Annotated in this window: 10 protein-coding genes; 4 read left to right on the top strand and 6 right to left on the bottom strand. The window is 42.7% G+C overall.

The genetic code is table 11. The features are described 5' to 3' along the window. The first annotated feature begins 54 nt into the window (after positions 1 to 54). Genes OC443_RS11690 through OC443_RS11700 form a run of 3 tightly spaced genes read left to right on the top strand, consistent with a single transcriptional unit; the run spans position 55 to position 4,915 of the window. Positions 55 to 624, top strand: coding sequence for a PilZ domain-containing protein (locus OC443_RS11690; RefSeq protein ID WP_073586251.1), 570 nt, complete (start codon positions 55 to 57; stop codon positions 622 to 624). A 10-nt stretch (positions 625 to 634) separates the two neighbouring features. Then, entirely contained in the window at positions 635 to 4,099 is a 3,465-nt protein-coding gene (gene mfd, locus OC443_RS11695) for a transcription-repair coupling factor (RefSeq protein ID WP_262021671.1), read from the top strand. A 45-nt stretch (positions 4,100 to 4,144) separates the two neighbouring features. Further along, positions 4,145 to 4,915, top strand: coding sequence for a peptidoglycan binding protein CsiV (locus OC443_RS11700; RefSeq protein ID WP_073586308.1), 771 nt, complete (start codon positions 4,145 to 4,147; stop codon positions 4,913 to 4,915). 62 nt (positions 4,916 to 4,977) lie between these two features. Here the strand turns inward: OC443_RS11700 and OC443_RS11705 are convergent, their stop codons facing one another. The 6 genes from OC443_RS11705 to hinT all read right to left on the bottom strand — a co-directional run bounded on the left by OC443_RS11705 (position 4,978) and on the right by hinT (position 10,695). Then, positions 4,978 to 6,267 carry an NAD(P)/FAD-dependent oxidoreductase gene (locus OC443_RS11705; protein WP_073586310.1) on the bottom strand — a complete coding sequence of 430 codons (1,290 nt, stop codon included), beginning with the start codon at positions 6,265 to 6,267 and terminating at the stop codon, positions 4,978 to 4,980. A gap of 301 nt (positions 6,268 to 6,568) precedes the next feature. Next, positions 6,569 to 7,111, bottom strand: a complete 543-nt coding sequence (gene ycfP, locus OC443_RS11710) for an alpha/beta hydrolase YcfP (protein WP_073586307.1) — start codon at positions 7,109 to 7,111, stop codon at positions 6,569 to 6,571. 66 nt (positions 7,112 to 7,177) lie between these two features. Beyond that, complete coding sequence (locus OC443_RS11715; RefSeq protein ID WP_073586306.1) at positions 7,178 to 8,050, bottom strand: phosphotransferase; 873 nt, start codon at positions 8,048 to 8,050, stop codon at positions 7,178 to 7,180. 52 nt (positions 8,051 to 8,102) lie between these two features. After that, positions 8,103 to 8,693 carry a penicillin-binding protein activator LpoB gene (lpoB, locus tag OC443_RS11720; RefSeq protein ID WP_073586305.1) on the bottom strand — a complete coding sequence of 197 codons (591 nt, stop codon included), beginning with the start codon at positions 8,691 to 8,693 and terminating at the stop codon, positions 8,103 to 8,105. 164 nt (positions 8,694 to 8,857) lie between these two features. After that, positions 8,858 to 10,258 (bottom strand): COG3014 family protein, encoded by a 1,401-nt coding sequence (locus OC443_RS11725; RefSeq protein WP_073586304.1) that lies wholly within the window; start codon positions 10,256 to 10,258, stop codon positions 8,858 to 8,860. Positions 10,259 to 10,344: 86 nt separating this feature from the next. Further along, positions 10,345 to 10,695: a purine nucleoside phosphoramidase gene (hinT, locus tag OC443_RS11730; protein ID WP_073586303.1), complete on the bottom strand. Its 351-nt coding sequence runs from the start codon at positions 10,693 to 10,695 to the stop codon at positions 10,345 to 10,347. 448 nt (positions 10,696 to 11,143) lie between these two features. Here hinT and OC443_RS11735 point away from each other — a divergent pair, with 448 nt between their 5' ends. Beyond that, a complete protein-coding gene (locus OC443_RS11735; protein ID WP_073586309.1) occupies positions 11,144 to 12,304 on the top strand; it encodes a Card1-like endonuclease domain-containing protein in 1,161 nt (386 codons plus the stop codon). Positions 12,305 to 12,351 lie beyond the last annotated feature (47 nt).

The following is a 12,351-nucleotide window of genomic DNA, read 5'->3' on the forward strand; positions in this document are numbered from 1 at the left end:
TGATTACTTCATCTGTATGGTGATAATCAACGTTCTGATATGAAGGAATTCATTATGATCGAACAAGAGTTTTTTACAGTCGTTCACTCACTGACAACCAATATCGAACCATTGACTGAAGATTTTTTATTCCCGGATAATGAGGATTTCATCGCCGAAATTCCGGTACCATTTGTTGTCGCAAGTGAGTTCAGTCAGTTGGAACAATTGGCTGACACCGCAAAACAGGAATTAAAAAACCGGGATCTGAAGAGTTTAGTGAATCTGCTTGACAGTCAAAACCGGAAATTGAACCTGTTGCTTAATTTTATGCTGTCTCAACAAAACGATCCTTCACTGTGTCATCAGACGGCATCTTTTGGCGCAAGTCAGTTTACTTACATCAGTGAAAAACCTGTCGCTGACGATACAAAACTCCGGGTAAAATTATTCCTTGATCATCCGCCATCTGCAATTTATTGCTATGCTGAGACTGAATCATGCCAGCAAGAAGATGCTCACTATTTAGTTAAAGCCCGATATGTTCGTCTCAGAGACAGCGATCAGGATTTGCTGATTAAAGCAGCACTTTATCAACAACAAAAATTACTTCGTCAACGTTCTGTTGAAAGAGACAACGACTAAACAAACTGAAATGACCACGCCATCCATACTATCGGTTCCCGGTCCCCGGGGATCCGGAGATAAAAAACAAATCGGGAATCTGCCCGGCTCCAGTCTTGCTCTTGCTGCTGCCGAACTGGCTCAGCAATGCAATCATCATACTCTGCTGGTCACCGCCGACCCTCAGACTGCATTAAAATTACAGCAAGAGGCTGAAGCTTTTTTTTCGCAGGAAATCGCACTGTTTCCAGACTGGGAAACACTGCCCTATGATAATTTTTCTCCTCATCAGGAAATCATTTCTGAACGTATATCCAGACTGTATCAGCTGCCAAATAAAAAAGCCGGAATTACCATTACGCCAGTGTCCACACTGCTCCAGAAACAGTCACCCAGAGAGTATCTCCTGCAACACACGCTGATGGTCAGGCAGGGGGATCAGTTTTCATTAGAAAAACTCCGTCATCAACTGGAACAATCCGGATACAGGCATGTCGATCAGGTCTTTGGACCGGGAGAATATGCAAGCCGGGGGGCGATTCTCGATTTATACCCGATGGGGTGTGAACATCCATTTCGCTTTGACTTTTTTGATGATGAAATCGAAACAATCCGTACATTTGATACCGAAACCCAGCGCTCCCTGGAAACAATCAGGGAAATCTGTTTATTACCAGCGCATGAGTTTCCGACATCAGCGGATGCGATTGAAGACTTCAGAACACGCTGGCGGCAACAGTTTGAAGCCCGCCGGGAGCCGGAGTCTGTTTATATGCAGGTTTCCAAAGGCACCTGGCCTGCAGGTATAGAATACTGGCAACCCCTGTTTTTTGAACAGACTGAAACTTTATTTGATTATCTTCCGGATGAAAGCCAGATTATCATTATTGGTGATCTGGAACCCGCGATTGATCGCTTTCTTGCTGACGTCAACGAACGATATGAACAGCGTAAAGTTGATCCATTACGCCCGCTCCTACCGCCCGGAGAGCTCTGGCTGCAAAAAGATCACCTGTTTGCCAGACTCAAACAATTTCCATCAATACAACTGCATCAAACCGCAATTGAGGATAAGTCAGGCAGAACCAATGCACTTGTGGATTTATTGCCGGATCTCAGGTTGCAGCACCAGCAAAAAGAGCCTCTCAGTTCTCTGCGTCGGTTTTCTGAAAGTTTTGAAGGCAAAATTATCTTTTCGGTTGAATCAGAAGGTCGCCGGGAAGCATTGCTTGAGCTGTTACACCCCGTAAAACTCCGGCCCACAAAACAATCAGACTTTTATCAGGCCTGCCATGATGAGAACGCATCCATGTCTCTCATCGTAGGCAATGCCGAGAACGGCTTTATTTTACAACAACCGCCGGTTGCTGTTATCTGCGAAAGTGACTTACTTGGTGATCGGGTCATTCACCGGCGGAAAAAAGATAAGCGCCAGACAAACAGTGACGCCATCATCCGTAATCTTGCGGAATTAAAACCAGGGCAACCCGTTGTTCATATCGATCATGGTATCGGCCGTTATCTGGGATTACAGACATTAGAAGTCGGTGGCATCAAAACCGAATATATGACCTTAGAGTATCAGAATGAAGCCAAACTTTATGTTCCGGTCGCATCGCTCAATCTGATCAGTCGTTATTCAGGCGGTGCCGAAGACAATGCCCCGATCCATAAACTGGGCGGTGAGGCCTGGTCAAAAGCCCGACGGAAAGCGGCGGAAAAAGTCCGGGATGTCGCGGCTGAACTGCTGGATGTTTATGCCAAACGGGAGATCAAACCCGGTTTCACTTTCGCCCTTGATCGGGAGCAATATGCAACATTCAAGTCTGGATTCCCTTTTGAAGAAACCGATGATCAGGCTACGGCCATCAATGCTGTTCTTTCTGATATGTGTCAAAACAAAGCCATGGATCGCCTTGTCTGTGGTGATGTTGGTTTCGGAAAAACAGAAGTGGCTATGCGGGCTGCTTTCATCAGTACCGACAACGGAAAGCAGGTTGCGGTCCTTGTTCCGACGACTTTATTAGCACAGCAGCATTTTGAAAACTTTCGGGACAGATTTGCAAATCATCCTATCCGGGTTGAAGTGCTCTCCAGATTCAAAACACAAAAAGAGCAAAAACAAATCTTAAAAGATGTTGAGGAAGGCAAAGTCGATATTCTGGTCGGTACACATAAGTTACTTTCCAGTGAACTTCAATTTAAAGATCTCGGACTACTCATCGTCGATGAAGAGCATCGTTTTGGTGTGCGCCAGAAAGAAAAAGTCAAAGCAATGCGGGCAGATGTAGACATTCTGACGCTGACGGCGACTCCGATTCCCCGCACACTCAATATGGCAATGAGCGGCATGCGGGATCTCTCAATCATCGCAACTCCGCCGGCAAGACGACTGGCAGTCAAAACATTCATCAGACAAGATGAAAACAGTGTCATCCGGGAAGCAGTTTTACGTGAAATCATGCGGGGCGGCCAGGTTTACTATCTTCATAATCAGGTTGAAACTATTGATAAAGTTGCTGCTGATTTAGAAAAACTGATTCCTGAAGCCCGTATTACAGTCGCTCACGGACAAATGCGTGAGCGGGAACTGGAACAGATTATGAACGACTTTTACCATCAGCGTTTTAATCTGTTAGTTTGTACCACGATCATCGAAACCGGCATTGATGTCCCGACAGCAAACACAATCATCATCCACAGAGCTGATACCCTTGGTTTGGCCCAGCTCCATCAGCTCCGAGGCCGGGTCGGACGTTCACATCATCAGGCGTATGCTTATCTTCTGACACCACCACCAAAAGCATTAACAAAAGATGCGGTTAAACGGTTAGAAGCGTTGGCATCACTGGAAGATCTTGGTGCCGGGTTTACTCTGGCAACCCATGATCTTGAAATCAGAGGTGCAGGTGAATTATTGGGAGAAGAACAAAGTGGTCAAATCCAGTCTGTCGGATTTACGCTTTATATGGAAATGCTTGAACAGGCTGTCGAAGCATTAAAGTCAGGCAAAGAACCTTCTCTTGAAGACTTGTTAAGGGAACAGACTGAAGTTGAATTCCGGCTCCCGGCTCTGCTGCCCGATGACTACATCCCGGATATTAATACCCGGTTATCGATGTATAAACAAATCGCCAGTGTGACTGAAGAAAGTGAACTGAGTGAGTTGAAAGTCGAGTTGATCGACCGGTTTGGAAAACTGCCGGATGCTGCATTAAATTTACTGGAAATCACTCAATTTAAGCTGGAAGCAGCAAAACTGAGTATTAAAAAGATTGAGGCCCATCAAAAAGGCGGATATATAGATTTTCATCTTAATGCTAATATTGACCCAACGTGTTTAGTCCGGCTTTTGCAGTCTCAACCCAGACAATTCAGTATGGATGGCCCGACAAAGTTAAAATTTACCCTGCCTCTGGAAGAGCGATTACAGCGTCTCCGGTTTGTTCAGGATATGTTGAAATATTTTCAAGAAAATCTGTTGCCCCAAGTATAATGTGTGACAACGGCCATAATCTCTAATCATCGTAATGGAGTGATAATGAAAAAGCTGATCCCACTATTGATGCTCTTCATCGCAATGCCCGGCTGGGCTAAGAGACAATTTGACATCGAAGTGATCATTTTTAAACGTGTCGCAGATACTGAAACGACAATTGAATCCTGGCCGGCGAGTCTTCCTCCGATTGCTTATAAAAGAACCGGGAGTCTCAATTCACAGAGCTATCGTGCAAAGAAAGGCGTAACATTACTCCCGCGAAGTCAGTATAAACTGAATGCACAGGAACAAAGGCTGAACCGCCATGCCGGATTTCATGTTCTTCTTCATACAGCCTGGCGACAAGGAGATCAGGGACAATCTTACGCACCTTCATTCCACATAAAAGCCGGCAGAAATTTTGCTTCACTCTTCCAGCCAGATGGCAGTGAACTGAAGCCGTCTTCTGTTTCTCCGGTCGAAGGTGTGGTGGAAACTTCGATACCGAAGCCTTTATATGAACTGGATGGAAAACTACAGGTATATGTTCAGCATTATCTGTATGCCGATGCAATTTTTGACCTGAAAATACCGGGAATTAAAGAAGTCTCTGTTCAGGATACTCCTGCCGATACTGACACAGATGCAGAGAATAAAAGCGATACAAATATTCAGCTTGGACATCTTCAGTCTATCAATTCTGTTGTGACTGAAGAAAAGTATTTAAAACCATACAGACTGAATCAAAAAAGAAGAATGCGTAGCGGAGAAACTATCTATTTTGATCATCCATTGATGGGCATTGTCCTTCAGGTCAGAAAAGTCACGCAATGACAGGCAAAAACAAAAATACCCGACAATCTTTTTGTCGGGTATTTTTTCATTCAGAGGATAATTTAGTGTAGCTTCAGATTTGGCCGCAGAACACGGTTAATTCTGCCAACCAGAAGCATCAGGGACGTTTTAAACATGCCATGTAAAGCCATTTGATGCATCCGGTATAATGAAATATAAACGACACGGGCAATACGTCCTTCAACCATCATTGAACCTTTCGTCAGGTTCCCCATCAAACTTCCGACAGTCGAGAACCTGCTTAAAGAGACCAGAGAACCATGATCTTTATAAAGATATGGCTTGAGTTCCCTGCCGTTTAACTTTGCAACAATATTTTTAAAAGTCTGAGTTGCCATCTGATGGGCTGCCTGTGCTCTTGGTGGAACAAAAGAGCCATCAGGCTGAGTACACTGCGCCAAATCACCGATGACAAATATATCATCATCGCGGGTTGTCTGCAGTTTATTATTCACAACAAGCTGATTTATCCGGTTGGTCTCCAGCCCGGCGATATCTTTCATAAAGTCAGGCGCTTTGATTCCCGCGGCCCAAACCATAATTTGCGCCGGTATTTTTTCTCCCTCTTTAGTAACCAGCCCATCTTCTTCTGCTTTCGTTATCATCGTTGCAGTCCTGACAGTGACGCCAAGCTTGGTCAGCTCATGATGCGCTGCTCCGGAAATCCGGGAAGGCAAGGCAGGAAGAATTCTTTCACCAGCTTCAATCAGGTTGACATTCAGCTTACTGGAATCCAGATCCCCAAAACCATAATTTCGCAATTCTTTCACAGCATTGTGTAACTCAGCGGACAACTCAACACCCGTTGCGCCACCACCAACAATCGCAATATCAACGGTTCCCTGACCATGATGAGCATGAAGCTTCAGAAACTCATTATTCATTTCCGTTCTGAAACGGTGCGCCTGTCCCGGACTATCAAGAAAAATACAATGATCTCTGACTCCCGGTGTATTAAAGTCATTCGATGTAGAACCAATGGCTAATACCAGAATATCATATTCAACTTCTCTTCTTGGCAGTAACAGCTCATCATTCTCATCTCTCAGTTCAGCAAGGTGAATAACCTTCCGCTCCCGGTCAATATTTTCCAGACTACCCATCTGAAAATCAAAATGATGATTTTTGGCATGCGCACGATAACTCAGGGCATCAACACCTTCATCAAGTGAACCAGTAGCAACTTCATGCAATAAAGGCTTCCATAAATGACTGGCATTTTTATCCACCAGCGTCATGTGAGCACGTTTTTTTCTTCCCAGGGTTCTGCCAAGTTTAGTGACGAGCTCTAAACCGCCGGCACCACCGCCTACAACTATAATTCGAGTCACGAAATAAATCCCCAATACACACGTACCTGGAATTTCCAGGTCAAAGTTTTAATAAATGGATGTCAACAGCAAAATCCAAATCATGAATTAAACAGTAAAAACACGAGCACCGGAAATTGGTGAAGGATAAGCTGACACTTTACTTTTTTGTGTCTGCTTGAATGAATCAAAGATCATTCCCTCAGGCTTTTTCTCTGAGGCAATTCAGCAGACATCTGAATTTTATAATTATCGATATTATAAGGAGCTATTCTATCCATGCAACCTATGATTATTCACCCCAGAACAGCTCAAATATGCATCATTGATCGCATTTAAATGCATTCACAGCTTTTAAATGATGAGAAATTTTCTTAAATTTATGGCTTTGCTCATCATCCCAAATGATGTCGTAGTAATCGGACAGCTCACTCATGGTTTTAAGGTTATCAAGAAATTCATCATTTCTGGACAAAATCACCAGGCAACGGCCTTGGTTTTTAGTCCGGAACTGAGTCACACACTTGGTCGCAATATCTTCATACTCTTCAGGGCGATCAATCTTCCCATGCATATTTTCTTCGGGATGAAGATTCGGATTAAAAATGACCTGTTTGATTCCGCATAAAAAGCCGATCCGTTCAGACCAGTATCCCCCAAGTCCAACCCCACATATTACCGGAGATGGATCGTCGCTCTGTTGAATAGCTTTATCAACTTCTTTCAACAAATGTTGCATATCATGCTTGGGATGCAACGTACTATAATTGATAAACCGGACATCATCGTCAATAAACTTCAGCTGTAAGACTTTTTCATGATTACCCGGACTGGTAGAGTCAAAACCATGTAAGTAAATAATCATCTCAACCTCTCACAATTAATAGAAAAACTGCACAAAATACCAGAGCCTCTGGCAGAGATATTTCAATTATCGTTCCAAATCAGAGTCCGAAAGAACCTGCTTAATTTTTTCAGCTTCCTGCCCCATAATCTGATTATCCCACACTATTTCAGCTATAAAATACCATAGCATAGCCAGCATTTGTGCGCGTGGGACCCATTGTTTTACGCCTTCAATCCAATCATCTGTATTCGCTATACCCCGATAATGGCAATAGTCCGTCACAATTGTTTCAAGCTTACTTTCAGAACCGAAGCTCATCGCTAAATCAAGCCGGGGATCGGACAAAGCGGCATATTCCCAGTCAATGATTTTAAAACCAGAAACTGTTTCAATAATGTTATGTGCACCAAGGTCAAAATGGCACAAAGTATCAGGAATATCCGTAATATTCGGCATGACTCGCCAGCGTTCATACAGTAACTGCAGAGCATCGGTAGAAAAGCCCAAAGACTGCAGCCGGAACCAGTAATGATCTAATCGGGCAATATATGAAAAAGGGATGACAGGTAAATGGCTGACAGGAAACTGATGAACCCGGGCAAACAACCCGACTAACAGGTTTCTGTCCTCTTGTTTTAATGGTGCTCCTTCAATCCATTCAACAATCAATCCTTGCTCAGATATACAGAATGGTTTGGGAGATAAAAGAAAACCGGCTTTATTCAGGGCTGATAGAATCTGATACTCCTGATGCCTGGAAACAGAAAAATGTTTCGTCACGGTCGTGGAAGGACGCCACACAACGGGTACGTGCTCATGAAACTCAACCTTCCAGCAACGATTCGTCAGGCCTCCGATCAATGTTTCGGCAATCAAAGGGGACTCTTTCATCAAACCGGAAACAGAGACTAATGACGGTTCAAGCAAACAAGCTTCCTGCCACGACATACGTGCCATTATCGTCTCCTTCCCGGCTCAGATTTAGTTACATTGACTAAAATATGAACGTTTAAAGGCCAAGAAATGATTTTGTCTGTTCTTTTCTGATTTCAGTTTCATCAGCCCACTCAATCAGGCCTGTTTTTAAATCCATCAGGCGCATTGTCATTTTATAGTAGACATCTTTATCACTGCCTGCATTTTTAACAATACTGGATAAATTGCCATAAAGCATATACTGAGCTCCCAACATTTTCCCAAACTGTATAGAGCTGCTTTTATCCACTAACTGATCATTATTCTGAAAATTAAGCTGCTCCCTGACCGCTTCAACTCTGTCCATATCAACAAAGCGAAACTTACCGGAGTTCAGTAACTTTGTACTAATGGTGTCAGTAATCGACTCTGTATCAATGTGCTCACTTGTCTTATTCTTGATTCTTTCAACAAAAACAATTGGTCTGACATTATGGGTAATCACCGCAACAGATCCTGACTTCATCATACTATCTACCATATCCGAAGCGATCGTTTGCAAGTCTGTAGAGCCAAAATCAACAGTTTTCGTCTCAACAGCCTGAGCATCACCATAATACACTTTACTGGAACAGCCGCTCATGATTGCAGCCAGCCCCAATACTAAAATCATACTCTTTTTCATAAAGGTCCACCTCAACCCACTTTCATCTATTTATCAAACCTGCTTTGCCTGGTTTCTGAAAACGTTGACGAAAACAACTCATATTTCAATAACGTTCAAGTATAGACCGATTTTGAACAGCGTACACTTAATTCAATATATTGGCAGCAAAATGGGAATACAGCTCATAGTTTCCCTAATACTTTATGCCAGACAACTGCATTATCGCCCTGCCGGGATACCCAGACTAAAGCCGTCTCCTGCTCAGGCACATTAAAAGTATATGCCTGATGGCCAACAACAATTTTCTGTTCCCCGGATGCAACAACCTTAGTCGCACTAAAAACAGAACCAGGTAATGTTAACCAGCTTCGTGTATCTGGTTGTTCTGTGGCAACATTCCAGACATTCATTACGAAATTTACAACACCTTTACTGTCTTCATGACTCAGTCCATGCCGCAGACTATTTTTCGCGACTAATCGCAATATCTGACGAAATATCACAGATGGAAGCATCTCCTTCAGGTGATATCTGGCCATTAGATTCGTGTCTGCCAGCAATGTTCCATATATATTCTGCTTGTTTAGATATACAGGCTGTACTTTTGTATGATGATATGACTGATAATAAGGTAAAGCCAGAGAATACAAACCATCATGTCTGCTCTCGTGGAAAACCGGGACGAATTGCTGCCATCCCTTAAGCATATCTACAACACCCTGTTCCTGAATAATAATTACACGGCTATGACCGGAAGGCAAAACTAAAGAAAGGTTTCCATAACGTTTGTTCAACAAAGACAGATCATCTTTCATTCCTAACTTTCTTGCACACCTTACCGCTCCCTGAATAACACTGGTATTATCAGGCGCGACAGCAAGCGCACGGCGATAATCAACATACGCATCATTCAGATTCCCGGCGGCTTCATAGAGCAATGCTGAAAGATAAAACAAATAGCCATTTTGCACAGCCTGCAGTTCTGCTCCGGCATCAGGATACCCGGAAAGAATGCTCCCCATATCAGGCTGAATCCCCTGTTCCTCTAATTTTTCCTGTTCGTGCGCTAACGCTTCTTCCCTTAATTTTTTAGCTTGCTCCTGAACCTGATTTGCCTGCCTCAGTTCTACCAGTGCATCCTGCAATTGATTGTCATATACATACGAGAGAGCCAAATAAAGGTGGAGAAAGCCGACTTCATAATCCGCCGGAACATAATCATTCATATTATCATTAACAAACAATGATCCCAGATTTGTCGCTTCCCTTGTCAATGAAATAGTTGCAAGTTGTTGTTGACGCAGAATCGCTTGATGGCCTTCATCAAAAAAAAGACGACTTTGCTGATAATCATGATTGAGTAAAGCTATTCGTCCTTTTTCCATTGGGCTCAGGATATCATCTGCTTCAGGATCACGACTTAAGATGTTCTGAGCATCCGGGTAGTTTCCCTGCTGCAACATCAGGTGAAGTTCACTGTTTTGGGTAGCATAATCACTAAACAGGTTTTCGGCCGAAAAACTGGCACAAGCATTCACCATAAAGATCATAAGAAAAATAGAAACGTACCGAAAAAAATTCATTCAAATTTCGCCTGATTTTATCAACTTACTGACTATATCTACCCAAATAAAGTCCAATATATAACCCGGATAATTTTCCGGAAATACTAATCCATCAGTAAAGGTCCTAACGGCTTACCACCCAACAAGTGCATATGAACATGATAAACTTCTTGTCCACCATGAGAATTACAATTCACAATCAATCGATAACCATCCTCCGCAATATTTTCTTGCTCCGCCAGTTTTCTGGCTACTGTAAACAAGCGCCCTAAAGCTAATTCATCACTCTCTTCAACATCGTTGATAGTGGGAATCAGTTTATTTGGAATAATCAGAATATGGCTTGGCGCTCTCGGTGTTATATCCCTGAATGCAGTGACCAAATCATCCTGATAGAGAATATCAGCAGGGATTTCTTTACGAATGATCTTACTGAATATAGTTTCTTCAGCCATAATTGCTCCTAGTATTTCATATGTTGTTATTTGGGGTACAGTTAAAAAGATCGGGGACTCCCGGACAAAAGCCCATGTCCCTGAAAGGCATACATTAACATAGCAAAAGTACTTCTCATGTACCGGCTACCCTCTTCAAATTTATGCGGGGTTAAATCAAAGCATATGTCCGGATAAAGTATGCTCTTTTTAAAAATGAAGCTCAATCAAAACTCTTCTTTCAAAATCATCAAGCAGGACAGATTGCGATAGTAAAAAACACCTCCAGATATGCAACAAGACAAATACCCACTAAATCATATCTGGTTATATCCTGTAAAAAACTGGTTATATTTCGGTACTTATTATGTTGAACCTCTTGTTTTTTGTCGGTTTCATCATATATATGTTAAAAGCAACCTGCACCTCTTTCCGTTCACTTTTTGCAGGTACGCATGAGGGGAAACCTATGATTATTCATGTTGGCATCATTGACCAGGATCCTGTTCGGCTTGTCACTCCACTACTGGATCACAGGAATGTGAGTTCGCATATTATCTTGCTTGGCGATAGTACTCAGGAAACAATGTATCACCGTATTCATGCGGTACTTGAACAACACCAGATTACAAGTGAATTTTACGAGATTCCTTCCGGAAGTAATATTATCTCGATTAAAAGTGCAATCTATAAATTAGCCAATGAGTTAAAACATAAAGGTCAACATATTCAGCTGAATGCAAGCTGTGGTTTGAGACACAGACTGTTATCTGTTTATGAAGTATTCCGCAGCTTTCAGTGGCCGATTTTTGTCGTTGAGCCAGATTCTGACTGCCTGTGCTGGCTTTATCCTGATAATTTTCAAGACACTCAGGTACAGGATCGTATTACTATTTCTGATTATCTGACAATCTTTGGTGCCAGAGGAGAGTTTGCAGAACAAAAACTAACGCCATCAATGGATACCAAACTATGCAAACTTGGAGAATACTGGGCCGGTAATGCGCTTGAGTTAGGACCGGGCCTTGCAACACTAAATTACCTTGCAACAACCTGCCGTAAAGAACAAAAGCTATCCGTTTCTTTGACTGAAAAACAGCAGGGATACAAAGAACTCAGCATACTTATCAGTGACCTGGTTAATGCTGAATTAGCCTTTTATGATAAAGGAATACTTACATTTGCCAATGAGGACGCCAGAAGATTTGCTAATGGTGAGTGGCTGGAGACATTAGTCAATAATGTTGTCAGACAAATTCAGGATGATATGCCGACCATTCAGGATCGTTCACTCAACGTCCAGGTTTACCGGCAACTGGGTGACAGAGAAGTCAAAAATGAGCTTGATATAGCAACGGTTGTAAACAACAAACTCCATATCATTGAGTGTAAAACCAAGGGAATGAGAGACGACGGAGATGACACCCTCTATAAACTGGAATCTCTCCGCGATCTTCTTGGGGGATTACAAGCCAGAGCAATGTTAATTAGTTTCAGACCTCTCAGACAAAATGATGTAACAAGAGCTCAGGATTTAGGCCTGGCGCTGATTGGCCCTGAAGAATTAAAAACTTTAAAAAGCCATTTAACATGCTGGTTCAAACAGGCAGGTGGTCAGGAAAACCTTTAATTAAAAAAGAAAGGGCTTGCCCTTTCTTTTTTATCAGATTAATCAAT

Source organism: Vibrio quintilis (genome assembly GCF_024529975.1).
GTDB lineage: Bacteria > Pseudomonadota > Gammaproteobacteria > Enterobacterales > Vibrionaceae > Vibrio > Vibrio quintilis.

Bases quoted from the DNA above. Each gene is read 5' to 3' on its own strand.
- OC443_RS11690 (WP_073586251.1), top strand. From the start codon at position 55: ATGATCGAACAAGAGTTTTTTACAGTCGTTCACTCACTGACAACCAAT.
- mfd (WP_262021671.1), top strand. From the start codon at position 635: ATGACCACGCCATCCATACTATCGGTTCCCGGTCCCCGGGGATCCGGA.
- OC443_RS11700 (WP_073586308.1), top strand. From the start codon at position 4,145: ATGAAAAAGCTGATCCCACTATTGATGCTCTTCATCGCAATGCCCGGC.
- ycfP (WP_073586307.1), bottom strand. From the start codon at position 7,111: ATGATTATTTACTTACATGGTTTTGACTCTACCAGTCCGGGTAATCAT.
- OC443_RS11715 (WP_073586306.1), bottom strand. From the start codon at position 8,050: ATGGCACGTATGTCGTGGCAGGAAGCTTGTTTGCTTGAACCGTCATTA.
- lpoB (WP_073586305.1), bottom strand. From the start codon at position 8,693: ATGAAAAAGAGTATGATTTTAGTATTGGGGCTGGCTGCAATCATGAGC.
- OC443_RS11725 (WP_073586304.1), bottom strand. From the start codon at position 10,258: ATGAATTTTTTTCGGTACGTTTCTATTTTTCTTATGATCTTTATGGTG.
- hinT (WP_073586303.1), bottom strand. From the start codon at position 10,695: ATGGCTGAAGAAACTATATTCAGTAAGATCATTCGTAAAGAAATCCCT.
- OC443_RS11735 (WP_073586309.1), top strand. From the start codon at position 11,144: ATGATTATTCATGTTGGCATCATTGACCAGGATCCTGTTCGGCTTGTC.